This is a genomic window from Sphaerisporangium sp. TRM90804 (genome assembly GCF_029846175.1).
In the GTDB taxonomy this organism is placed as follows: domain Bacteria; phylum Actinomycetota; class Actinomycetes; order Streptosporangiales; family Streptosporangiaceae; genus Sphaerisporangium.
Genome location: NZ_JARWAC010000007.1, coordinates 328,946 through 352,894 on the forward strand (window position 1 = coordinate 328,946; position 23,949 = coordinate 352,894).

Consider the following 23,949-nt stretch of genomic DNA (forward strand, 5'->3'; position numbering starts at 1 on the left):
CACGTGACCCGCGGAGCCGCCCTCCTCTCCTTGCTGACCGCCGCGTTCGTCCTCGCCCCGGCGTCCACCGGCCTTGCCGGCGCGGCACCGGCGGCGGGCTCGGCACAGGCGCAGGCGGGAGTTTCGGCGATCCGCCAGGACGCCCAGCTCACGGTGGCCTCCATCACCCCCGAGGCGCCGCGCGAGCCGTCCACCCCGCTCACGATCTCCGGCTCGGTGACGAACACCACCGCGGCCACCATGTCGTGGCTGTCGGTCCGTCTGCGCTTCTCCCGCCAGCCGTTCGCGACCCGCGCCGAGATGCAGGCCTTCGCCGACGGCGGCCCGATGCTCGACTCCGTGCGGCGCACCGTTCCGGTCAGCCAGCTCACCGCCTCCGGCGAGGTGCCGTGGGAGTTCGCCGTCACGCCCGGGGAGCTGGGCGTGTTCCGCTTCGGCGTCTACCCGGTGACCCTGGAGCTCGTCGACTCGGCCGGCCGCCAGCTCGCCGCGCAGCGCACGTTCCTGCCGTACGCCCCCAAAGACCAGACGGTCGCGCGCACCCGCATCGCCTGGGCGCTGCCGGTGGTCGACCAGCCGCACCGCGGCGACGACGCCACCTTCGTCGACGACGGCCTGCGCCGCACCCTCGCCGACGACGGGCGCCTGGGCAAGATCCTCAAGATCGCCGAGACGCCGGCCAAGGGCGTGAGCTGGTTCGTCGACCCGGCCGTGCTGGACGACGCCCAGGCCATGGCCCGGGGGTACAACCTCCGGTCGGGCGAGACGACGAGCGCCGAACCCGCCGACCCGACGGCCGCCCGCTGGTTGCAGCGCCTGCGTGAGGCCCTGGCGGAGGCCTCGGTCTCCGCCACCCCGTACGCCGACGCCGACGTGGCGGCGATCACCCACAACGGCCTCGACGGCGCCACCGAGGTCGCGCTCGAGAAGGGCGCCTCGGTCGCGACCCAGGTGCTCGGCAAGGAGGTCGGCACCGGCGTCAACTGGCCGATGGGCGGGGTGATCGACGACGACGGCCTCGACGCCCTCGCGGTCGGCGACGTGCGCACCGTGCTGCTCAACGCCACCGCGCTGCCGCCCGAGCCCCCGGTGCTGTACACGCCGGACGCCGCCACCTCGGTGGAGACCGTCGGCGGACGGGTCGGCGTGCTGCTGGCCGACCCCGTGCTGAGCCAGCTCATCGCGGCGCCGGCCCCGCCGGCGTCCGGAGGGGCCCTGCTGACCAAGCAGCGGTTCCTCGCCGAGACCGCCATGATCAGCGTGGAGCGGCCGCAGGAGTCGCGCGCGGTCGTCGCCGCGCCGCCGCGCCGGTGGAACCCCGACCCCGCCTTCGTGTCCGACATGCTGCGCGCGGCCGCCTCGGCGCCGTGGCTGAAGCCGGTCTCGCTGGGGTCGCTCAAGCCGCCATCCACGTCCACGGCGGTGCCGCGCGCCGGCCTGCTCTACACCGAAAAGGACCGCGCGGCCGAGCTCAGCCGGTCCTACCTCGCCGGCGTCAAGAGGCTGAACGCCCGCGCCGGGCTCACGGCCGCCGTCACCGACGACCACCTGCGGGTCTTCGACACCGCCGTGCTGCGGCTGACCTCCACGGCCTGGCGCGGCCGCGCGCCCAACGCGGCGCCGCTGGTCGAGCAGCTCGACTCCGCCGTCACCGAGCGCACCCGCATGGTCGCCATCACGCCGGTGGAGCGGCGCACCCTGGCGGGGGACAACGGCGTCATCCCGATCACCATACGCAACGGCCTTGAGCGCGAGGAGGTCACCGTGGGCGTGAAGATCACGTCCGGCGACCGGAAGCTGCTCCAGATCGGCGCCTACGACTCTCCGGTCACCATCAACCCCGGCGGCACGCGGCAGGTCGACATCCCGATGGTGGCCGCCGGCGGCGGCCAGACCACCGTCAAGGTGCAGCTCACGAGCCCCGAGGGCGCCGCGTACGGTGAACCGGTCGCGGTCACCGTGCACACCACCGGGTACGGCGGCATCGCGCTGGTGATCGTCGGCGGCGCCCTCACCGTGATGCTCGCCGCCGTGACGCTGCGCATCCTGCGCCGCAGGTCGCGGCGGCCGGCGCGCGGCCAGCGCGCGACCCGGCCCAGCGCTCCCGCCGTCCCCGGCCCCAGAGCCGAACCCGCCGCACAGCAGCGAGAGGGGCTCTCATGAGCCGGATGTTGCGCGCGAGCGCGGTCATGGCCGCGGGCACCCTGGTGTCCCGCCTGACCGGTTTCGTGCGTACGGCGGTGCTCGCGTCGGCCATCGGCGTCGCGGCACTCGGCAACGCCTACAACGTCGCGTACACGATCCCGTTCATCCTGTTCGACCTCCTGATCGGAGGTCTGCTCAGCAGCGTGGTCGTGCCCATGATCGTCAAGGCGCAGCAGCGCGACGCCGACGGGGGCAGGGCCTACGAGCAGCGCCTGATGACCCTGGCGACCCTGGTGCTCGCGGCCGTGGCCGTGGCCGGAGTGCTGTGCGCGCCGCTGCTGGTCGGCCTGCTGACCACCGATCTGAGCCCCCGGGCGTTCGAGGTCGCCACCACGCTGGCGCGTTACATCCTCCCGCAGATCGCCTTCTTCGGCATCGGCGCCGTCGCGGGCGCCGTCCTGAACACCCGCGACCGGTTCGCCGCGCCGATGTGGGCGCCGGTGCTCAACAACGTCGTGGTCATCGCGGTCGCGCTCGCCTACCTCGTGGTGAGCCGCGCGGGCGGCGACGTCGCGGCCGTCACCGACGCCGACCTGCTCCTGCTGGGGCTCGGCACCACGGCGGGCATCGTCATCCAGTCGATCGTCCTGGTGATCGCCGTGCACCGGGCGGGGTTCCGGTTCGTCCCCCGGCTCGACCTGCGCAACGCCAGGCTCGGCGAGATGGGCAGGGCCGGCGTGTGGACGCTGGCGTTCGTCGTGCTCAACCAGATCAGCTTCATCGTCATCACCAACCTCGCGACCGGCGCCACCGGCAAGGCCGCCGCGCAGGGGGCGGGGGACGTCGCGGGCATCGCGTCCTACAGCTACGCGTTCCAGCTCTTCCAGCTTCCGTACGGCATCATCGCCGTCTCGGTCATCACCGCCATGCTGCCCCGCATGAGCCGCCACGTGCACGAAGGCCGCCCCGAGGCCGTCGGCGAGGAGTTCGCCTCGGGCGTGCGGCTGGTCTCCTCGGTGATGGTGCCGTCGGGGCTGCTGCTCATGGTGCTCGGGCCCGCGGCCACCGTGCTGATCTTCGCGCACGGCAACACCAGCGTGGGGGACGCGCTGGCCATCGGCAACGTCCTGCAGGTGTTCGGCCTCGCGCTGGTGCCGTTCTCGATCTACCAGCTCCTCCTGCGGGTGTTCTACAGCTTCGGCGACACCCGCACCCCCGCGCTGATCGCCGGCGGCAACATGCTGGTGACCTCCGCGCTGGGCTACGCGCTCTACCTGGCGCTGCCCCCGCACCTGATCGTCATGGGGCTGGCGCTGGCCTACACCGCCGCCTACTCCGTGGGTGCCGCGGTGGCCTGGAGGCTCGCCAGCCGCAGGGTGGGCGGGCTCGGCGGCCGGTCGGTGGCCTCCGGCCTGGCCCGCATGTACGTCGCGGCGGTGCCCGCGGCGGCGTTCGCGCTCCTCGCCCTGTGGGCGACCGAGCGACTCGGCGGTGTGAGCCAGGTCAGCTCTGCCATCATGCTGGTGGCCGGCGGCGGCGTGGGCGGCCTGGTCTACCTGATCGTCTCGCAGCGCATGCGCATCGCAGAGATCAGTTCGATCATTGGACTTGTGGCAGGAAGGGTAGGCCGCTAGTCATAGGTAAGCCGGAAGTCCGGTTCGCCCGTGTTCCAACGGCAACACAGGCGAGACCCGCTCCCGACTACCATGGTGGCCGGTGCGCGGCTCGCCCGCGCGCCGCCGGCTGACGACGTAGCAGGAGGGGCGTGGGGGCATTCACCCGGACATCGCCCGAGACCAGGGAGAGGACCGCCTCATGAGCGCCCCGGCCGTGGAGCCCGGTGGCCGGCTGGCCGACCGGTTCCGCCTGGAGGACCGCGTCAGCGAGTCAGGTGGCGCCACCCTGTGGAAGGCCATCGACGAGGTGCTGGCCCGGCCCGTCTCGGTCCTCACCCTCGCCCCCACCTTCGAGCGGGTCGTCGAGGTCGTGACCGCCGCCCGGGGCGCCAGCCGGCTGACCGACCCCCGGCTCACGCAGGTCTTCGACGCCGCCGAGGAGAACGGGCAGGCCTACGTCGTCAGCGAGTGGGTCACCGGCGAGACGCTCACCGACATGGTCTCCTCCGGGCCGCTGAGTCCTGAGCGCGCCGCCGCGCTGGTCGCCGAGGCCGCCGAGGCCGTCGCGCACGCCCACCGGGCGGGCCTGTCCCACCTGTGCCTCACGCCCGACCGCCTGGTCTGGACGGCCGGCAGCACCGTCAAGCTGCTCGGCCTGGCCGTGGACGCCTCCCTGGGCTGTGTCGAGAGCGACGACCCCGCCCGTGAGGACGCCCAGGGGCTCGGCCGTCTCCTGTACACCGCCCTGACCGGTCACTGGCCCGGCGGCGGTGAGGTCGACCTGCCGCACGCCCCGCTCGACGACGGCAAGATCTGCACTCCGCGCCAGGTCACCGCGGGCGTTCCGGGGTTCCTGGACGCCATCACCTGCCGCGCCCTGCTGCAGGAGTCCCGGCGCGGCCTGCCCCCGCTCTCCACCCCGGCCGAGGTGGCCGAGGCCCTGGCCGAGGTGCCGAGGCCGGCCCCGGTGCCGGTGTCGGGCATGCCGCCCGCGCTGGCCCTGCGCTCCGAGGCGCCCGACGACCTCGACACCATGCGGCCGCCGAGGCCCTCGTCGCCCCCGCGCCCGCCCGCGCGGTCCCGCCGCCGGGAGTCCGGCGGCATGGCCGGCAAGGCCATGGTGGCGCTGATAGTCGTCCTGGTGATCGCCGCGGTGGGCCTGGGCGCGTGGACGCTCGGCCGCAACCTGGGCAAGCCTCCGACACCGCCCGCGGCGTCGGCCGAGCCGTCGAAGGCGGCCTCGCCGAAGCTCGTCGCGGTGAAGCCCTCCGCCGCCCGCGGCTTCGACCCGCAGGGCACCGACCGTGACGAGCACCCCGAGATCACCCAGCTCGCCATCGACGGCAAGAGCTCCACCGAGTGGCACACCGACTCCTACCAGAGCGCCGAGTTCGGCCGTCTGAAGGAGGGGGTGGGCCTGCTGCTCGACATGGGCCGCCAGACCTCGGTCGCCGACGTCGTCGTCTCCCTGGGCGACGCCCCGGGGGCGTCCGTGCAGCTCAGGGTGGGTGACAACCCCGATCTCGGCGATTTGAAGAAGGCCGCGGAACAGGAGAACGTGTCGGGCACGGTGACCCTCACACCGAGCAGACCGGCCAGCGGCCAGTACGTTTTGATCTGGTTTACGCGCCTTCCGGCGTTTGAGGGGAAGTTTCGTGGCACCATCTATGACGTAGTCGTGCATTCTCCCGGATCGGCCTAACAGGACACGCGCTGTGAACCCACCTCCCGACAGCCCACCGGCGGTCCCGCACGCCGCGCGGCCCGCGGTGTCCGATGCCGACCTGCTGACAAGCCATATCGGCGGCGATCCGCACGCGTTCAGCGAGATCGTCCGCCGCCACCGCGACCGCATGTGGGCGGTGGCGCTGCGTACGCTCGGCGACCCCGACGAGGCCGCCGACGCCGTGCAGGACGCCTTCGTCTCCGCCTACCGCAAGGCCGACAGCTTCCGCGGCGAGGCGGCCGTCACCACCTGGCTGCACCGCATCGTGGTGAACGCCTGCCTCGACCGCATGCGCCGCAAGTCGATCCGCCCCGTGGCGGACGACGAGCTCGTGGAGGCCGCCGAACGTGACACCCCGATCCCCGACCAGACCGGCGAGCGCGACGTCTCCATGGAGGTCTCGGCCGCGCTCAAGCTGCTGCCGGCCGACCAGCGGGCCGCGCTGGTGCTGGTCGACATGATGGGCTACTCCGTCGAGGACGCGGCCCAGGTTCTCAACGTGCCCACCGGCACCGTCAAGAGCCGCTGCGCCCGGGGCCGGGCCAAACTCGCCCCGATTCTTTCGCATCTGCGGAACCGATCAGATCTGACCCGCGTCTCATCCGCGAAGGGAGCAGAACTTCGTGACGGGTGATACGCACTACGACCTGGAGACCCTGGCCGAACTGGCGGAGGGCCTCCTCGACGACCCCACGGCGGCGCGCGTCCGCGAGCATCTCGCGGTCTGCGACCCATGTGGGGAGAGCTTGGCCGACCTGGCGGCGGTCCGCGAGGTGCTCGCGGCGGTGCCGGTCCCGGCGATGCCGATGGGCGTCGCGCTCCGCATCGACAAGGCGCTCAACGCCGAAGCGGAGAACCGGAGGTCAGGAGGGCTTCGCCTGGACGAGACGCCCGACTGGGACCGCATCATGGGCGACTCCCCATGGGAGACCCCCGTTCCCGCGTCGGTGTCCTCGGCGCCCTCGCACGCCGAGCCGCGCCCGCTGGCGTCGGTGACGCACCTGCTGCCGGCCTCCGTGGGCGCCTCGGCGCCGCCGGAGCCTCCGGCTTCGTTCGTTCCCTCGGTTCCCGCGGCTCGCGAGCCCCAGGAGCACGAGGAGCCCCAGGTCGTCCGCCTGGGCGTCGTGTCCGACGACGGCTCGGTGGTCCCGGCCAAGAGCCGCAAGAGGGAGCGGCGCTCCTGGGCGATGCCCGTGATGGCGAGCGCGGCCGCGGCCGTGGTCCTCGGCTCGATCGGGCTGACGGCCAACATGCTGACGGCCACGGGCACCGGCGGGGCGAGCGAGGGCTCCATCGCCTGGACCCCTCCGAGCACGGGCCCGACCTCGGCGGCCGAGCAGCCGGCCGGCACGGTCGACAGGGCCACCACGTCGGGCAGCGGCTACTCGATCGGCACCAGCGGTTACAACTACTCCGACGCCGTGCTCGACGGGCCCCTGCTCACCGTCTTCGGCGCCACCGGCCCGGGTTCGGGCGGTCAGGCGTCGGTCGACCCCGGGGTCGTGCGGTGTGTGAGCCGCATCTCCGAGAGGGTCGGCGACCGCGTCGGCAGGACTCCCAAGCCCATCGGCGTCGACAAGGCGCTCTACCTGGGCAACGAGGCCACGGTGATGGCCTTCTGGAAGGACCGCCTCCGCAACGCCGTCTGGCTCTACGTCGTCGACTCCAACTGCCGCAACCTGCGGCCGCCGACGGTGGGGCGCTGGCAGTAGGTTCCGCGGGCCGGCCACAACCCCTTCGACACCACGCAAGTCCCTCCACGCCCTGCGTGGAGGGACTTCGCCATGTCAGGGGTGGCCTTTGGGCGGGGCGGGAATCGCAGGGCCCTAGGATCTGTTGACGCCACTGCATCGAAGGAACCGGTGGCGTCAGGCCATGGTGCGGTGAGCGCACGGGCGGCCCGCCAAACGGCCGCAACGGGCAGGAAGGGCATGAGGCGTGAGCGACGTCCGTAACGTGATCATCATCGGGTCGGGCCCGGCGGGTTACACGGCCGCGGTGTACGCGGCCCGCGCCGATCTCAACCCGCTCGTGTTCGAAGGCTCCGTCACCGCGGGTGGCGCGCTGATGAACACCACCGACGTGGAGAACTTCCCGGGCTTCCCCGATGGCATCCTCGGGCCGGAGCTCATGGAGAGCTTCCGCAAGCAGGCGGAGCGGTTCGGCGCCGAGCTGGTCGCCGACGACGTGGTGGAGGTCGACCTCACCCGCGATCCCAAGGTGGTCAAGACCGCCACCGAGACCTACCTCACCCGCACGGTGATCGTCGCCACCGGCTCGGGGTACCGCGAGCTGGGCCTGCCCAACGAGAAGCGCCTGTCCGGGCACGGCGTCTCCTGGTGCGCCACCTGTGACGGCTTCTTCTTCCGCGACCAGGACATCGTGGTCGTCGGCGGCGGCGACACCGCCATGGAGGAGGCCACCTTCCTGAGCAGGTTCGCCCGCTCCGTCACGGTGGTCCACCGGCGCGACGAGCTGCGCGCCAGCAAGATCATGCAGGACCGCGCGTTCGCGAACGAGAAGATCCGCTTCGCCTGGAACAGCGTGATCAGCGACATCCACGGCGAGAGCCGGGTCTCAGGCGTGACGCTGCGCGACCTCAAGACCGGCGAGGAGACCCTGCTGCCCGTCACCGGAGTGTTCGTCGCCATCGGGCACGACCCCCGCAGTGAGCTGTTCAAGGGCCAGTTGGAGCTCAACGAGGAGGGGTACGTCGTCGCCGACGCGCCGACCACCCGCACCAACATCGATGGCGTCTTCGCCGCCGGCGACGTCGTCGACCACGTCTACCGACAGGCGATCACCGCCGCCGGCACCGGTTGCTCCGCCGCCATCGACGCCGAGCGCTGGCTCGCCGACCACGCCACCAGCTGAACTAGGGGAGAGAACCTTGAGCGAGATCAAGTCCGTGACCGACGCCACTTTCGAGGCCGAAGTCCTGCGGAACGACAAGCCCGTGCTCGTGGACTTCTGGGCAGAGTGGTGTGGTCCGTGCCGCCAGGTCGCGCCGATCCTGCAGGAGATCGCGAAGGAGCACGCCGACAAGCTGTCCATCGTCAAGATCAACATCGACGAGAACCCGCAGACTCCGCGCGACTACGGCGTACTCCAGATTCCGACGCTGAACGTCTACAAGGGTGGAGAGGTCGTGAAGCAGATCATCGGCGCCAAGCCGAAGGCCATGCTGCTGCGCGAGCTCGACGGCGTCATCTAGACGCCCCTGCGGTCCGCGTTCGCCGCGTCGGCGCGAGCCGTACCACCACCGCCTTCGGGCGGCACCCACCCCAGCGGAGCCCTCCGTGCCTCGGCACGGAGGGCTCTCGCCGTCACGGGCGGCACCTCACGTCACGGTGCTCCCGGTAAGGCGCTCAGATCCCGTCAGACGGGGCGCAGGGCCCGCTCGGGGGACATGGAGCCCAGCAGGCGCTCCAGGGCCACCTCGACGTCCTCACGCCACGACGCGGCCGTCTTCAGCTCCAGCCGAAGGCGCGGGAACCGCAGGTGCGGGCGCACGGTCTTGAAGCCGACGGCGAGAAGGTACTCGGCGGGCAGCAGGCACCCGGGCTGCTCCCACTTCAGGTCGCCGAACGCCTCGATGGCCCGGACGCCCCGGCGCGTCAGGTCCTTGGCGACACCCTGGATCAGCATGCGCCCGAGGCCGCCCCCGGAGAACTCCGAGATGATGTGCGCGCTCATCAGCAGCACGGCGTCCGCGCTCACCGGCGACGTGGGGAACGCGACCGAGCGCGGGACGTACAGCGGCGGCGCGTACAGCACGAAACCGGCGGGAACGCCGTCGACGTAGCAGATCTTGCCGCAGCTTCCCCACTCAAGGAGCGTGGCGGAGATCCAGGCTTCCTTCTCCAGCGCCGGATCGCCCACCTTCTGGGCGCGCTCCCCGCTCACCGGGTCGAGCTCCCAGAAGACACACCGGCGACAGCGGCGTGGCAGGTCGTCGAGGTTGTCCAGCGTGATGTTCACCAGCCGGCGCGACACCCGGGCCCCCAATCCTTGCGCGGACGCGAGTCATGGCGGAAAAGCGCACGAATCACGGCGTCTCCAAAGTGGCATGGTAGCCGAGTGCGGCATGGCCGCGGCGGTCCCCGGCGACGCGCGCGCGGGGCCGCCGGCCCTCCGGCCGCGCCCGCGCGGGACCTCGGGCGCGTCGCCGCAGGCCGGGGCGGCCGGCTGGCGACGCGACTGGGGCCTGAATCTATGCCCCCGGCAACGTCCCCTGAAACGCGTAATCACCCCAAGGCGGGCGGGCGACCTGCCGTAGTGTGGTTCTCCGACACAGCCCCTCTGGCGTCGCCCGAACGCGGCGGACGCCGTGGGCTCGGCTGAATAGGAGGTGGACCGTGACGGAAGAGCAGGATCACGGTCGGAGGAGCGTGGCCCAGGGGTCGCGCATCGATCCCTACATCGATCGGTACGCAGCACGTGCCGCCGGGATGGTCGCCTCCGAGATCCGAGCTCTCTTCGCCGTCGCGTCCAGGCCCGAGGTGGTCTCGCTCGCGGGCGGCATGCCCTACGTCACGGCCCTCCCCCTCGACACCGTGGGCGAACTGGTCGCCGACCTGGTCGCCCGGCGCGGCACGGTTGCGCTCCAGTACGGCTCCGGCCAGGGCGACCCGCACTTGCGCGAGCAGATCTGCGAGGTCATGCGCCTGGAGGGCATCGACGCCGGGCCCGACGACGTCGTCGTCACCGTCGGCTCGCAGCAGGCGCTCGACCTCATCACGCGCATCTTCATCGACCCCGGCGACGTCGTGCTGGCCGAAGGGCCCTCCTACGTGGGCGCTATCGGCACGTTCGCCGCCTACCAGGCCTCGGTCGTGCACGTCGCCATGGACGCCCAGGGGCTCGTGCCCGAGGCGCTCGACGAGTCGATCCAGGCGCTGCACCGCGCCGGCCGCCGCGTCAAGTTCCTCTACACCGTCCCGAGCTTCCAGAACCCGGCCGGCGTCACGCTCTCCGCGGAGCGCCGGCGCCGGGTCATGGAGATCTGCCGGCGCGCCGGCGTGCTGGTCGTCGAGGACAACCCATACGGGCTGCTGGGCTTCGACGGCGATCCCATGCGGGCTCTGCGCGCCGACGACCCCGACGGCGTCGTCTACCTGGGGTCGTTCTCCAAGACCCTCGCCCCGGGCTTCCGTGTCGGGTGGGCCCTGGCCCCGCACGCCATCCGCGACAAGCTGGTGCTCGCCATGGAGTCGGCGGTGCTGTCCCACTCCAGCTTCTCCCAGCTCGCCGTGGGGCAGTACCTCGCCACCCAGCCGTGGCGCGAGCAGATCAAGACGTTCCGCGAGCTCTACCGCGAGCGCAGGGACGCCCTGCTGGGCTCCCTGGAAGCGCTCATGCCGCCCGGCTGCACCTGGACCCGCCCCGCCGGAGGGTTCTTCGTCTGGCTGACGCTGCCCGAAGGGCTCGACTCCAAGGCGCTGCTGCCCCGCGCCGTCGCCGAGCGCGTCGCGTTCGTACCGGGCACCGGGTTCTACGCCGATGGCTCCGGCGCGGGTAACATGCGCCTTTCCTACTGTTACCCCGAACCCGACCGCATCCGCGAAGGCGTCCGGCGCCTCGCAGGTGTCGTCCAGCAGGAGCTGCTGCTGCACGACACCTTCGGCACCGGAGCCATGCGTGCCCTCGGTGGGGTGGACACCCCCGGGCCTGACCTGGCCTGAGACGCGCGGGAAGGAGCCCGGCGCACCCGCCCGACCGGCGGGCGCCGGGCTCTTCTCCGAAGAAGCAAGAGAGGTCGCTGATGATCGAGCTCGGCCACGTGCTGGTGCTGGCAGGCGGGCTGTCGTACGAGCGGGAGGTCTCGCTCCGTTCAGGGCGCCGCGTGAGCGAGGTGCTCCGCGCGGCCGGCATCGACGTCGAGACGCGCGACACCGACGCCGGTCTGGTGCCGGCCGTGCTCGCCGACCCGCCCGACGTCGTGTTCGTCACCCTGCACGGCGGCAGCGGGGAGGACGGCGCGATCCGCTCGGTGCTGGAGCTGCTGTCCGTCCCGTACGTGGGCGCCGCGCCCGACGCTTGCCGCATCGCCTACGACAAGCCGACCGCCAAGACGGTGGTCCGCTCGGTCGGCGTCCGCACGCCCGAGTCGGTCGTCCTGCCCAAGGAGACCTTCCACGACCTCGGCGCCGCGGCCGTGCTCGGGCGCATCGTCGACCGGCTCGGCCTGCCCCTGTTCGTCAAGCCGTCGCGCGGCGGGTCGGCCCTCGGCGGCTCGATCGTCCGCAAGGCCGACGAGCTGCCCGCCGCCATGGTGGGGTGCTTCGCCTACGGGGACACCGCGCTGATCGAGCGGTACATCGAGGGGGTGGAGGTCGCGGTGTCCGTGGTCGACCTCGGCGACGGCCCGGTGGCCCTGCCGCCCATCGAGATCTTCCCGAACGAAGGCGTGTACGACTACTCGGCGCGCTACACCGCCGGGCACACCGAGTTCTTCGCCCCCGCGCGGCTGCGTCCGGAGGTCGCCGACGCCTGCGCGCGGCTGGCCGTGACCGCGCACACCGCGCTCGGGCTGCGCGACGTCTCGCGCACCGACCTCATCGTGGACGCCTACGGCGACCCGCACTTCCTAGAGGTCAACGTGGCCCCGGGGATGACCGAGACCTCCCTGCTGCCGATGGCCGTGGAGGCCGCGGGCAAGGATCTCGGCGCCCTGTGCCGCGGGCTGCTGGAAGCCGCCGCCCGGCGCGGCGGGGCCGCCGGCCGGGCGTAACCTGGCGGCGTGATCGAACCCCTCTACCCCAAGAGCTTCGCCAGCGACAACCACGCGGGAGTGCACCCCGCCGTCCTGAAGGCCGTCGCCGCGGCCGGCGCCGGGGACGCCCCCGCCTACGGGGACGACCGGTGGACGGGCGCCCTCGCCGACCGGCTCCGCGCCGAGTTCGGCGAGGACGCCGCCGGCCTGGTCGTCCTCAACGGCACCGGCGCCAACATCGTGGCGCTGGGCAGCATGCTGGAGCGCCGCTACGACGCGGTGATCTGCCCGGAGACCGCGCACATCGCCACCCACGAGACGGGGGCCAGCGAGCGCCTGCTCGGCGTCAAGCTGGTCACCGTGCCCACCGCCGACGGGAAGCTCACCCCGGCGGACGTGACGGCCCGGCTCGGCGAGCGCGGCAACATCAGCGCGGTGCAGCCGAAGGTGGTCTCCATCTCGCAGGTGACCGAGCTCGGCACCTGCTACACGGCCGACGAGGTCGCCGCGCTCGCGCGGGCCGCCCACGACCACGGCATGCTGCTGCACATGGACGGCGCCCGCCTGGCCAACGCGGCCGCCTTCCTCGGCTGCTCCCTGCGCGAGGTGACCACCGACGCCGGCGTGGACGTCCTCAGCTTCGGCGCCACGAAGAACGGCGCCATGGTCGGCGAGGTCGTGGTCGTGCTGCGCCCGGAACTGGCCGAGGCCGGCCCGTACCTGCGCCGCCAGTCACTGCAGCTCGCCTCCAAGATGCGCTACGTCTCCGCCCAGGTCTCCGCGCTGCTGACCGACGAGCTGTGGCGCCGCAACGCCGCCCACGCCAACGCCATGGCCCGCAGACTCGCCGACGCCGTCACCGGCCTCCCCGGCCTGAGCGTCGAGTGGCCGGTCCAGTCCAACGCCGTCTTCGCCCGCCTCCCGCACGGCGCGATCACCGAACTGCGCTCCCGCTACCTGTTCCACACCTGGGACGAGCCCTCCGGCGTGGTCCGCTGGATGACCGCCTTCGACACCTCCCCCGAGGACGTCGACACCTTCGCCACCGACATCCACCAGGCACTGAAACGCTGACCGGCGACCACTCACCCATAAGTCACACCTCCTCGGGCACCCGTCCCGTACCCGCCGAGCCACCTTCGTGAAATGACGCCTTCGACACGCCTCCTGAAGCGCGCCCCGCACCCGGCCCCCTCCCCACCACCCCGCAGGCGGCCACCCCCAGGCGCCCAGGGGGGCGGCGGTCATCGACACCAGCCGATGGACCGACCGAACACGGGCGACGTGTAGCACCAACCGATCACCCTGCCCCGCCCCCATCACCCCGCAGGCGGCCACCCCCAGGCGCCCAGGGGGCTGCGGTCATCAACACCACTCGATGAACCGGCCGGACCTGGGCGAGGTGTAGCACCAACCGATGGATCGGCCGGACACGGGCGAAGTCGAGGACCAGCCCGATGGGCCGGCCGGATGTAGGCGAGGTGTGACACCAGCCGATGGACCTACCGGAGCTGGGCGAGGTGTAACGGCAACCGATCACCTACCCCCGCTCCATCCGCTCGCCGGCCCTCCCCTCCGCCGGTGGAAGCGCCGACTCCCGGCGCCGCGTCGGCGAGAAGGGATACGGCGAATTCGGCGCCGTCGTACGGCGGGCCACCCGGCTGACGCACACACCGGGAGTGAGCCGGCTCCCCCCGGTAATCCAACCTGGGTGAGCGGACCGTTTCACGTGAAACGGCCGCGTCGCCCGTTGCCGGAAGGGCGCGTGGGGCGGTTTCACGTGAAACGCGGAGGGGGTGGGGTCAGCCGGTGGCGTCGTGCATGGCGCCGGCCGCGCCGGGGGCCATGGCGCCGATGATGCGCTCCAGGTCGTCCATGGTGGCGAACTCGACGACGATCCTGCCCTTGTGGCGGCCGAGGTCGACCTTGACGCGCGTCTCGAAGTGGTCGGAGAGGCGGTTGGCCAGGTGGGTCAATGTGGGCTCGGGGGTGTCGCGAGGGCGGCGGGCGCGTGGGGCGGGGGCGGCGGTCGCCTCACCCATGGACACGATCTCCTCCACGGTGCGGACCGAGAGGCCCTCCGCCACGATGCGGGTGGCGAGGTGCTCCTGCGCCGCCGGGTCGCTCAGCGCCAGCAGCGGGCGGGCGTGTCCGGCGCTGATCGTGCCGGCGGCGACCCGGAGCTGGACGTTGGCCGGCAGGTTGAGCAGCCGCAGGGTGTTGGAGATGTGCGAACGCGAGCGGCCGACCCGCTGGGCGAGCTGCTCGTGCGTGGCGCCGAAGTCGTCCAGGAGCTGCCGGTAGGCCGCCGCCTCCTCCAGCGCGTTGAGCTGCTCCCGCTGGAGGTTCTCGATGAGGGCGTCCCGCAGCATCGCGTCGTCCTGGGTGCTCCGGACGATCGCCGGGATCTCCGTCAGCCCCAGGAGCCGCGACGCGCGCCACCGCCGCTCCCCCATGATCAGCTCATGACGGCCGTCGCCCACCGCGCGGACCACGATGGGCTGGAGCAGGCCGACCTCGCGGATGGAGTCGGCCAGCTCGCCCAGGGCCTCCTCGTCGAAGATGTCGCGAGGCTGCCGGGAGTTGGGCACGATCGAGTCGACCGGGATCTCCTGGAAGTACGCGCCGGCGACGGGCTTGAGCCCGTCGCGCTCCCCCGGGGACTCCGAGGCCCACACCCCGGCGGTCGGCTCCTCCACGGCGGGCCCGGTGGGGATCAGGGCTCCGAGACCCTTCCCCAGTCCACCACGCCTCTGCTGGCCCACGGTTCCTCCTCGACACGACATCCCGCCCGTACCGAGTCGACGGCTTTTGTACCGTCGCCCTCGCCGGCCGGGTTCACAGACACTCGCTTACCGCCGTTCCGGCCGGCGCGGGACACCCTCCAGGAGAGTACCGCCGCCGGGCCGGGTCAGCCTCCCGCGACGGCGGCACCACGGAAGGCGATCTCCCGCGCCGCGTCCATGTACGCCATGGCGCCGCTGGAGCCGCCGTCGTAGGTGAGCACCGACTGCCCGTAGCTCGGCGCCTCCGACACCCGGACGCTGCGCGGGATGACGGTCGAGAGCACCGTGTCGCCGAAGTGCGACCGCACCTCGTCGGCCACCTGCGACGCCAGCCGGGTGCGGCCGTCGTACATGGTGAGCAGGATCGTCGACACCCGCAGCGCCTGGTTCAGGTGAACCCGCACGAGCTCGACGTTCCGCAGGAGCTGGCTGACCCCCTCCAGGGCGTAGTACTCGCACTGGATCGGGATCAGCACCTCCTCGGCGGCGACCATCGCGTTCACCGTCAGCAGGCCGAGCGACGGCGGGCAGTCGATCAGGATGTAGTCGAGCTCGATGACGTCGAACGCCTCCAGCGCCCGCTTGAGCCGGGCCTCCCTGGCGACCAGCGACACCAGCTCGATCTCCGCGCCGGCCAGGCCGATCGTCGCCGGCGCGCAGTAGAGGTCGGGCATGTCGGGGACGGGGCTGACGATCTCCTTCAGCGGAAGGTCCTCGACCAGCACCTGATACACCGAGGGGATCGTCCCGCGGTGCTCGACCGACAGCGCCGTGGACGCGTTGCCCTGCGGGTCGAGGTCGACCACGAGCACCCGCTGGCCGTGCATGGACAGGCCCGCCGCCAGGTTGACGGCCGTGGTGGTCTTGCCCACGCCGCCCTTCTGGTTGGCGATGGTGATGATGCGCTTCTTCGGTGGGCGAGGCCAGTCGCCCTCCTGCCGGGACGACGGGTAACCGAGTGAAGCGGCGGCTATGGGAGCGGAAGGAGCTGTTTCACGTGAAACCACTGAGCTGAGCGCCTCTCGGACCAGCGGCGATTCGCCGGGGCTAAGGGGGGGCTGTGACACGGTTGTTGTCCTTTCAACCGGCACGGCGACGGAAGGAGGCCAGCCGAGACCCGAAGGTCTCCCGCTCGAAGCGGAGACATGACCGCCCGGCCAGCCAAGGCCGGTCGCCGTACCCGGCATGACCGTCACCTCTTCCGCCGACGCCGCGTACCTGGCGCACTCCGCGCCGGGGAGCGTCCGGCAACCGCCCGGACAAGAGTCGCGGGCGGATCGACCTTACCGTGCCCGACAGTCACAAGTTCGGCAGTATCAACGCCATAGGACGGCAATCGTTGCGCGACGGCCGCCAATTCCTCGGCGGCACGCTCCCCTTTCATGGCCAGCAACCGGCCACCCTCCCGCAGGAGCGGCATCGACCAGGACAGAAGGCGGTCGAGCGGCGCGACGGCCCGCGCGGACACGACGTCGAAGACCCGCCGGCCCGCGAACTCCTCGGCCCGGCCGCGCAGCACCTCGACGTTGGACAGCTTCAGCTCCTCCACGCACTCCTCCAGGAACGTCGTCCTGCGCAGGAGCGGCTCCAGCAGCGTCACCGAGATGTCGGGCCGGACGATGGCCAGCACGATTCCGGGCAGGCCCGCCCCCGAGCCGACGTCGGCGAGCCGCGCGCCCTCGGGCACGGCCTCCGCCACGACGGCGCAGTTCAGCAGGTGCCGGTCCCAGATGCGGGGGATCTCCCTCGGCCCGAGCAGGCCGCGGACCACGCCGGGCCCGGCGAGCAGCTCGGCGTAGGCACGGGCCAGCGGCCAGGCGTCACCGGGGAAGACGTCGCGCGCGGAATCGGGCGGGTCGGGCAGCTCGTCGCTTTCGGCCATCACTCACTCAACAGGAAGGTCACGGGATCTCCGCGTAAGGGTAGCCGTCCCGGCACGCTTCACCGCCCCGGACGCGTCCGGGGCGGCGCGCCGTTCTCACATTCGGGGTGAAGCGCGGGCAACGGCGGGGTCAAAACAGGGGAAGGACGGCGAGCCGCGACGGCGCCGGCCGGCCGGTGGGTTACAACGGGGGAGACGCATCGGGATGCCCGGCTCGGTCACCGTGGTGACGAGGGTCGGGAATGCCGAAGGGCCGCCGATCCTCGACGGATCGGCGGCCCGCTGCGCGTCCGGGCTCCACGGCGGCGCGGTGGCGCCGCCCGTACGCCCTCAGACGGGCAGGACCACCACGTACCGCTCGGGCTCCTCGCCCTCGGACTCGCTGCGCAGGCCCGCGGCGGCGACGGCGTCGTGCACGATCTTCCGCTCGAACGGCGTCATCGGCTGCAGCGACTTGGCCTCGCCGGAGCGCTTGACGTCCTCGGCGGCCTTGGAGCCCAGCTTGCTGAGCTCCAGCCTGCGCCCCTGGCGGTACCCCGCCACGTCGAGCATGAGCCGGGACCGCTCCCCCGTGCGGCGGTGGACGGCCAGGCGGGTGAGCTCCTGCAGGGCCTCCAGCACCTCGCCGTGGTCGCCGACGAGGTCACCGCCCTTGATGTCGACGATGGACACCATGGCACGGTCGCCTTCGACGTCCATGTCGATGTCGCCGTCGAGGTCGGCGATGTCCAGCAGCCCTTCGAGGTAGTCGGCCGCGATCTCGCCCTCCTGCTCCAGGGCGGCGAGGTCGGGCGCGGCCTGCGGGGCCTGCTCCTCGTTGACTTCGGTCACGTCCGAACTCTCCTTCGAAGACAACGGGTCAGGACTTCTTGGTGCCCGTGCGCTTGCTGCGCGGCTGCCGCGTGGGCTGCTGCCGGATGATCTTCTGCTCGGGCTCCGGCGGGGGAGCGTCGACCGGCGCCTTCGCCTTGGCAGCCCTGCCGGGAAGGATCCTGCTCAGCACCCCGGGCTTCGGCTCGGGCTCCACCACGTTCCCCTTGGAGTCGATGACCGGCATCGGGTGCCTGCTGTAGAACCAGTGCTGCTGGCCGAGCGTCCACAGGTTGGTGGTGACCCAGTAAAGGATAAGGCCGAGGGCGAAGTTGAGGCTGAAGATCGCGAACAGCGGCGAGATGTACATCAGGATCTTCTGCTGCTGCGCCATCGGGTTGTCGGGCATCTGGGCGATCGAGCGGGTGACGCTCTGGCGCACCGTGAGGAACGTGGTGGCCGAGCTCACCGCCACGAAGATGCCGAGGATGATCTTGGTGATGATGGGGTCGGCGCCGAGGGCCAGGATGTCGGTGGAGCTGGTGAAGAACGTCGCCGGGATCGGCGCCCCGAAGATGTGCGCGGAACGGGCGCTGTCGACCAGCTCCTGCGACATGCCGAACTTGTCCTGGTCGTTGGCGATCGCCTGGAGCACCGTGAACATGGAGATGAAGATCGGGAACTGCGCGACCACCGGAAGGCAGCCGCCGAGGGGGTTGGCGCCCCCTTCCTGGTACACCTTCATGACCTCTTGGTTCATGCGCTGTTTGTCGTTCTTGTACTTCTTGCGCAGATCCGCGACCTTCGGGGCGAGCTCCTGCATCTTCTTCGACGAGCGCATCTGCTTGAGGAAGAGCGGGAAGATCAGCAGACGCATCAGCACCGTAAGGGTGATGATGGTCAGCGCCCAGTTAAGACCGTTGTCCGACGGTATGAACGTGCTGTAGCCCGCGTGGATCCACGCGATGACCGTAGCGACGGCTTCATACAGCCAGTTCAGCCATGACAGCTCCACCGAGCTAGCTCCCTTGCGTTGTGTCGTGGGACCGGACCGGGCGCGGAGGCACCGGGTCGTAACCTCCCGGGTGGAAGGGGTGGCAACGCCCGATTCGCCTGGCGGTCAGCCACAAGCCTCGTAATGCGCCGTGGACGGCGATCGCCTCAAGGCCGTAAGCACTACAGGACGGTTCGAAACGACATCGCGGCCCCAGCACGGGGCTCACGAAGGCTCGATAGAACCGGATCGGGACCATGAGGACCCGGGCGGCAGGCGAGGCCGCGGCGGCCGGGTCTCGGGTGTCCGCGGTCGCGCCGGCCGGAGGGGGCGCGTCGACGGCGTCCCACCCTCGGGGTTCTCCGCTACTCATGATCGTCCATCCGTCGCGGCCGGACGGCCGGCCCGCCGCGAGGGCGTCCGCCGCCCGATCAGTCGATCGAGGGCGACATCCAGCTCGGCGGCGAGCTGCTCGCTGCGCGCGGACGCCGCCTGTGGATTGGCGCGTACAACAAGCAGGCTACCTCTCGGCAGACAATGCAGGCGGTGGCGCATCAGGTGTCTCAGACGGCGCTTGACGCGGTTTCTCTCGACCGCCCCGCCGACGGCCCTGCTCACGACGAACCCGACGAGGGGAGGGTCGGCGGGGTTCCCGCGATCGCTCAGATGGGCCACCAGTGTGGGGCGGCCGGCGCGCTTTCCTCCGCGGACGGCGCCGGCGAACTGGTCGCTGTGACGCATGCGGGAGGCGGACGGCAACACGAGTGGACCTGTCTCTCAGACCAGCACGGGCCCGGGGACGGCGCTCGCCCGCCGGTCAGTTCCGACGGGCGAGCACACGACGCACCGGGATTGCGCGCTCAGGCGGACAGCTCCGCGCGGCCCTTACGGCGGCGGGCGGCGAGGATGGCACGGCCGGCCCGCGTGCGCATGCGCAGCCGGAAGCCGTGGGTCTTCGCGCGGCGACGGTTGTTCGGCTGGAAAGTACGCTTGCTCACGAGTGGGCTCCAGGCTTGAGTTCACCCGCACGGGGTGATCGACACACACAGGGCACGGCCTGTCAAATGCGCGGGCACGACAAAGAGCCGTCGCGCGACAAGCCGACCGTCGTACGTTACGGCGCTAACGGGCCAAAGGTCAAACCGGATCGGCGTCCCATACGCCACTCCGGCGTCGTCCACTATTCCACAGGCACGTTTTCCACCGCCCGCCACGTCGTCCACAGTATGTGCATCGTGTCTCCCCAACCTGCCAGTAGTCTGTGGACAACGTCTTGAACAGGGGTGTGCACAGCGCTACTGTCGGCCCTCCGAACCTTCCCTCCATCTCGTCGATGTGCTGGAAAGCTCGCCTGGTGGCTGTGGACATCTTGTGGATCCCCTGTGGACCACCGGAAGGAGCCTGCGGACAACGCTGTGGGTACAGCCGCGAGGGCGGGCGCCGGGGAGTCCACTCCCGCGGGACGTCGATGTGGATAACTGACCGCGGCGAGCGTACGGGGGCCGCGTAGACGGAGGAGGGACCCATGGACGGCGTCGACCTCGGCCCGATCTGGGCCCGGGCGCTGGAGAGCTTCACCGACGGCAGCGTTCCGCCTCAGCAGCGGGCCTGGCTGAACATGACCCGGCCCTTCGGTCTCGTGAACGACACGATCATTTTGGCCGCTCCCAACGACTTCGCGAAGGATGTCCTGGAGACCAAGCTGCGGCCGTTGATCGCGCAGGCGCTCTCCCAGGAGTTCGGCCGCCCGATGCGGGTGGCGGTCATGGTCGATCCGATGGCCGGCGCGGGTGACGCTCCGAGAGCGGACGGTTATCCCCAGGCCTCGCAGCCGGGTTATCCCCAGGGTGGACAACCGCAGTCCGGCTACCCACAGCCCGGCAGGCAGGGTCCCGGCGCCCAGCAGGCGTATCCCGGCCACGGCATGCCGGCCGACTATCCACAGAACCGCCCACAGGCGAACCCCTACAACTACTCGTATGGCACAGGCCCGGAGGAGTCCTACGGAGGCCCCCCGGCCGAGGCCTCGCAGCCCTACCTTCCCGACGACTACCAGCAGGGCGGCGACGGCTACCAGCGCCAGGACGGCTTCCCCCCCGGCCGGTCCGGCCACGAGCAGTCGCAGCCGGCCCAGCAGGAGCAGTCCGGCGGGCCGCCCTTCCCCCGCGGCGACGGCTCGCCATTCCAGCGCGGCGAGGGCAACCAGCCCTACTCCCGGGGCGAGAGCCAGCAGCAGTTCCCGCGCGGCGAGGGCTCCCAGGCTTATCCCCAGTCAGAGCAGCCCCCCGGGTACGCCCGCAACGACGGGGCCGCGCCGTACCAGCAGCAGACGGGGGGGTTCGCCGGCGAACCCCCCTATTCCGGCAGGCAGGACGGCCAGCCGCCTCGCCCGCGCCAGGAGCCCGACGGCTACGACCGGCCGGTGCAGAACCGCTGGGACAGCCGGGGCGGCAAGCCGAGCGAGCCCGCCCGGCTGAACCCGAAGTACACCTTCGAGACCTTCGTCATCGGCGCGTCTAACAGGTTCGCGCACGCCGCCGCCGTCGCGGTGGCCGAGGCGCCCGCCAAGGCGTACAACCCGCTGTTCATCTACGGCGACTCCGGGCTGGGCAAGACCCACCTGCTGCACGCGATCGGCCACTACGCGCAGCGGCTGTACGACGGAGCCCGCGTCCGGTACGTAAGCTCCGAGGAGTTCACCAACGACTTCATCAACTCGATCCGCGACCACAAGGCCGACGGATTCCGGGCCCGCTACCGGGCGGTCGACATCCTGCTTGTGGACGACATCCAGTTCCTGGAGGGCAAGGAGCAGACGCAGGAGGAGTTCTTCCACACCTTCAACACCCTCCACAACGCGAACAAACAGATCGTGATCTCCAGTGACCGGGCGCCCAAACAGCTCGTGACGCTGGAGGACCGGCTGCGCAACCGCTTCGAGTGGGGCCTGATCACCGACGTCCAGCCGCCGGAGCTGGAGACACGCATCGCGATCCTGCGCAAGAAGGCCATACAGGAAGGGCTCGCCGCCCCGGGCGACGTGCTCGAGTACATCGCCAGCAAGATCTCCACGAACATCCGCGAGCTGGAGGGGGCGCTCATCCGCGTCACCGCCTTCGCCAGCCTCAACCGGCAGTCGGTCGATCTGCAGCTCGCCGAGGTCGTGCTCAAGGACCTCATCACCGAGGACTCCAGCACCGAGATCACCATCGCCACGATCATGGCCCAGACCGCCGCCTACTTCGGCCTGTCGATCGACGACCTCTGCGGCGGCTCGCGCTCGCGGGTGCTGGTGACCGCCAGGCAGATCGCCATGTACCTCGCGCGGGAGCTCACCGACCTGTCGCTTCCCAAGATCGGCCAGCAGTTCGGCGGCCGCGACCACACGACCGTCATGCACGCCGAACGCAAGATCCGATCGCTGATGGCGGAGCGCAGGTCGATGTACAACCAGGTCACAGAGCTGACGAACCGCATCAAACAGCACTCGCGCAGTTCCTGATGATCCACAGCCTGTGGATAACTCTGTGGATCAACGCACACTACCGGTGAATCAGGCGAAATGCCGCCGACGGACGTCACCAAGCAAGCGATCGGCCGATTGGGGGCGGTCCGGAGCCTGGGGACAAGTCTGGGGACATCCTGGGGAAGACCTGGGGACTACTCGTGGATGACCTGGGGACGGCCTGTGGGCGATGCCCGGAGGGTATGGCGCCAGTCCCTTTTACCCCGTGGATAACCGGTGGAAACCTCGTGGATGACCGGTGGACGAAGGCCCCGAATCTGGGGACAGCCTGTGCGCAACTCTCGGTTGTCCCCAGGCCTGGCCCGGATACCCACCGGCCACCCACAGGCCCGGTGGACAAAGAACACCCTCTGACCTGCGAAGACACTAGACTTCCACAGTATCCACTGCCCCTAATGCGATGACCTCTATCTCTCTCTACTAAGAACTCAAGACCCATAGAAGGGTTCCGGCGGTCCTCCTGTGCGGGAGAGTGAACACTTGAATCAACGGCGCGGAGCAGTCGAGCCGGGATGAAGACCGCGATCAAGACGCAAGCCCATACACCAGGAGGCGGATCCACGTGATGTTCCGGGTCGACCGAGACGTGCTCGCAGAGGCGGTCGCGTGGACCGCACGCAGCCTGCCCGCGAGGCCGTCCGTGCCCGTGCTCGCCGGCATGCGGCTGGAGGTCACCGACCAGCAGCAGCTCAAGCTGTCGGGCTTCGACTACGAGGTGTCCGCCGAGGTGACCCTCGAACTGCAGACCGGCGACCCCGGCCTGGTGCTCGTGTCCGGCCGCCTCCTCGCCGAGATCACGCGCGCCCTCCCCGCACAGCCTGTGGACTTCGTGGTGGAGGGGGCCAAGGCCGTCGTCACCTGTGGAAGCGCCAGGTTCACTCTGCTGACGATGCCCGCCGAGGACTATCCCTCCCTGCCGGCGATGCCCCCGGCGACCGGCCGGGTCGGCAGCGACGTCTTCTCCTCGGCGGTGGCACAGGTCGCCGTCGCGGCGGGCAAGGACGACACCCTGCCGATGCTCACCGGCGTCCGCATGGAGATCGAGGGCGACACCGTCACCCTCGCCGCCACCGACCGCTACCGCCTCGCGGTGCGCGAGCTCAAGTGGCAGCCCGGCCGGCCCGACATCTCGGCCGTCGCGATGATCCCCGGCCGCACCCTCGCCGACACCGCCAAGTCGCTGACGACCGGCGCCGAGGTCGAGATCGCGCTCAGCTCCACGGGCGGCACCGGCGAGGGCATGATCGGCTTCTCCAGCTCCGGCCGCCGTACGACCACCCGTCTGCTCGACCCGGAGTTCCCCAAGTACCGCTCGCTGCTGCCCACGGAGTTCTCCGCCCACGCCGACCTCTCCACCTCGGCGTTCGTCGAGGCCGTCAAGCGCGTCGCCCTGGTGGCCGAGCGCAACACGCCGGTGCGCCTGGCGTTCAAGGGCGGCGAGGTGGTGCTGGAGGCCGGCAGCGGCGACGAGGCCCAGGCGGTCGAGGTGCTGCCCGTCGAGTTCGACGGCGACGAGATCAACATCGCCTTCAACCACCAGTTCCTGCTGGAGGGGCTCGGCGCGATCGACTCCGACGTGGCTCGCCTGCAGTTCACCACGTCCACCAAGCCGGCCATCCTCACCGGTGGAAAGCCTGTGGAGGACGGCTCGACCCCCGACTACCGGTACCTCATCATGCCGATCCGCCTGTCCAGCTAAGATCCGCTCGTACCTCGCGCATGGTGACGCATGGGCCGGGTACAGCGCGT

Annotated in this window: 21 protein-coding genes; 12 read left to right on the forward strand and 9 right to left on the reverse strand. The window is 71.0% G+C overall.

Annotation, left to right across the window (positions count from 1 at the left end; all coding sequences use genetic code 11):
- Positions 1–3 precede the first annotated feature (3 nt).
- The 7 genes from PYR91_RS08950 (at position 4) to trxA (ending at position 8,701) form a co-directional block, all read left to right on the forward strand.
- Positions 4–2,163, forward strand: a complete 2,160-nt coding sequence (locus PYR91_RS08950) for a DUF6049 family protein (protein WP_279778864.1) — start codon at positions 4–6, stop codon at positions 2,161–2,163.
- On the forward strand, positions 2,160–3,779 hold the full coding sequence (murJ, locus tag PYR91_RS08955) for a murein biosynthesis integral membrane protein MurJ (protein ID WP_279778867.1): 1,620 nt from the start codon (positions 2,160–2,162) through the stop codon (positions 3,777–3,779). Before PYR91_RS08950 ends, murJ begins: the two co-directional genes overlap by 4 nt.
- A gap of 181 nt (positions 3,780–3,960) precedes the next feature.
- Positions 3,961–5,463 (forward strand): protein kinase family protein, encoded by a 1,503-nt coding sequence (locus PYR91_RS08960; protein WP_279778870.1) that lies wholly within the window; start codon positions 3,961–3,963, stop codon positions 5,461–5,463.
- Between the two features lie 13 nt (positions 5,464–5,476).
- Complete coding sequence (sigM, locus tag PYR91_RS08965) at positions 5,477–6,121, forward strand: RNA polymerase sigma factor SigM (protein ID WP_279778872.1); 645 nt, start codon at positions 5,477–5,479, stop codon at positions 6,119–6,121.
- Entirely contained in the window at positions 6,111–7,199 is a 1,089-nt protein-coding gene (locus PYR91_RS08970) for a zf-HC2 domain-containing protein (protein ID WP_279778874.1), read from the forward strand. Before sigM ends, PYR91_RS08970 begins: the two co-directional genes overlap by 11 nt.
- Before the next feature lie 226 nt (positions 7,200–7,425).
- Positions 7,426–8,361 carry a thioredoxin-disulfide reductase gene (trxB, locus tag PYR91_RS08975; RefSeq protein ID WP_279778875.1) on the forward strand — a complete coding sequence of 312 codons (936 nt, stop codon included), beginning with the start codon at positions 7,426–7,428 and terminating at the stop codon, positions 8,359–8,361.
- Positions 8,362–8,377: 16 nt separating this feature from the next.
- Positions 8,378–8,701 (forward strand): thioredoxin, encoded by a 324-nt coding sequence (trxA, locus tag PYR91_RS08980; protein WP_279778876.1) that lies wholly within the window; start codon positions 8,378–8,380, stop codon positions 8,699–8,701.
- A 164-nt stretch (positions 8,702–8,865) separates the two neighbouring features.
- Here trxA and PYR91_RS08985 read toward each other — a convergent pair whose 3' ends face one another.
- Positions 8,866–9,483 carry a GNAT family N-acetyltransferase gene (locus PYR91_RS08985; protein ID WP_279778877.1) on the reverse strand — a complete coding sequence of 206 codons (618 nt, stop codon included), beginning with the start codon at positions 9,481–9,483 and terminating at the stop codon, positions 8,866–8,868.
- A gap of 455 nt (positions 9,484–9,938) precedes the next feature.
- On the opposite strand from PYR91_RS08985, the gene PYR91_RS08990 reads away from it, so the two are divergent.
- The 3 genes from PYR91_RS08990 (at position 9,939) to PYR91_RS09000 (ending at position 13,276) form a co-directional block, all read left to right on the forward strand.
- Positions 9,939–11,171: a PLP-dependent aminotransferase family protein gene (locus PYR91_RS08990; RefSeq protein ID WP_279779240.1), complete on the forward strand. Its 1,233-nt coding sequence runs from the start codon at positions 9,939–9,941 to the stop codon at positions 11,169–11,171.
- An 80-nt stretch (positions 11,172–11,251) separates the two neighbouring features.
- A complete protein-coding gene (locus PYR91_RS08995) occupies positions 11,252–12,220 on the forward strand; it encodes a D-alanine--D-alanine ligase (protein WP_279778878.1) in 969 nt (322 codons plus the stop codon).
- A gap of 9 nt (positions 12,221–12,229) precedes the next feature.
- Positions 12,230–13,276: an aminotransferase class V-fold PLP-dependent enzyme gene (locus tag PYR91_RS09000; RefSeq protein WP_279778880.1), complete on the forward strand. Its 1,047-nt coding sequence runs from the start codon at positions 12,230–12,232 to the stop codon at positions 13,274–13,276.
- A 728-nt stretch (positions 13,277–14,004) separates the two neighbouring features.
- Here PYR91_RS09000 and PYR91_RS09005 read toward each other — a convergent pair.
- From PYR91_RS09005 to rpmH, 8 genes are all read right to left on the reverse strand, one after another.
- Positions 14,005–14,967 (reverse strand): ParB/RepB/Spo0J family partition protein, encoded by a 963-nt coding sequence (locus PYR91_RS09005; RefSeq protein WP_279778881.1) that lies wholly within the window; start codon positions 14,965–14,967, stop codon positions 14,005–14,007.
- A 146-nt stretch (positions 14,968–15,113) separates the two neighbouring features.
- Positions 15,114–15,962 (reverse strand): ParA family protein, encoded by an 849-nt coding sequence (locus tag PYR91_RS09010; protein WP_279779241.1) that lies wholly within the window; start codon positions 15,960–15,962, stop codon positions 15,114–15,116.
- A gap of 218 nt (positions 15,963–16,180) precedes the next feature.
- The gene (gene rsmG / locus PYR91_RS09015) at positions 16,181–16,870 is read right to left on the reverse strand and encodes a 16S rRNA (guanine(527)-N(7))-methyltransferase RsmG (protein WP_279778883.1); all 690 of its coding nucleotides are present in this window, start codon (positions 16,868–16,870) and stop codon (positions 16,181–16,183) included.
- Between the two features lie 330 nt (positions 16,871–17,200).
- Entirely contained in the window at positions 17,201–17,701 is a 501-nt protein-coding gene (locus tag PYR91_RS09020) for a R3H domain-containing nucleic acid-binding protein (RefSeq protein WP_279778885.1), read from the reverse strand.
- A gap of 28 nt (positions 17,702–17,729) precedes the next feature.
- A complete protein-coding gene (yidC, locus tag PYR91_RS09025) occupies positions 17,730–18,695 on the reverse strand; it encodes a membrane protein insertase YidC (protein ID WP_279778887.1) in 966 nt (321 codons plus the stop codon).
- 4 nt (positions 18,696–18,699) lie between these two features.
- The gene (gene yidD, locus PYR91_RS09030) at positions 18,700–18,933 is read right to left on the reverse strand and encodes a membrane protein insertion efficiency factor YidD (RefSeq protein WP_279779243.1); all 234 of its coding nucleotides are present in this window, start codon (positions 18,931–18,933) and stop codon (positions 18,700–18,702) included.
- Positions 18,934–19,043: 110 nt separating this feature from the next.
- On the reverse strand, positions 19,044–19,436 hold the full coding sequence (gene rnpA / locus PYR91_RS09035; protein ID WP_279778888.1) for a ribonuclease P protein component: 393 nt from the start codon (positions 19,434–19,436) through the stop codon (positions 19,044–19,046).
- Between the two features lie 98 nt (positions 19,437–19,534).
- Positions 19,535–19,672, reverse strand: coding sequence for a 50S ribosomal protein L34 (gene rpmH / locus PYR91_RS09040; RefSeq protein ID WP_010849920.1), 138 nt, complete (start codon positions 19,670–19,672; stop codon positions 19,535–19,537).
- Between the two features lie 527 nt (positions 19,673–20,199).
- On the opposite strand from rpmH, the gene dnaA reads away from it, so the two are divergent.
- Both dnaA and dnaN read left to right on the forward strand, forming a co-directional pair.
- The gene (dnaA, locus tag PYR91_RS09045; RefSeq protein WP_279778909.1) at positions 20,200–22,176 is read left to right on the forward strand and encodes a chromosomal replication initiator protein DnaA; all 1,977 of its coding nucleotides are present in this window, start codon (positions 20,200–20,202) and stop codon (positions 22,174–22,176) included.
- Between the two features lie 586 nt (positions 22,177–22,762).
- Complete coding sequence (gene dnaN / locus PYR91_RS09050; RefSeq protein WP_279778910.1) at positions 22,763–23,899, forward strand: DNA polymerase III subunit beta; 1,137 nt, start codon at positions 22,763–22,765, stop codon at positions 23,897–23,899.
- The last annotated feature ends 50 nt before the right edge of the window (positions 23,900–23,949 follow it).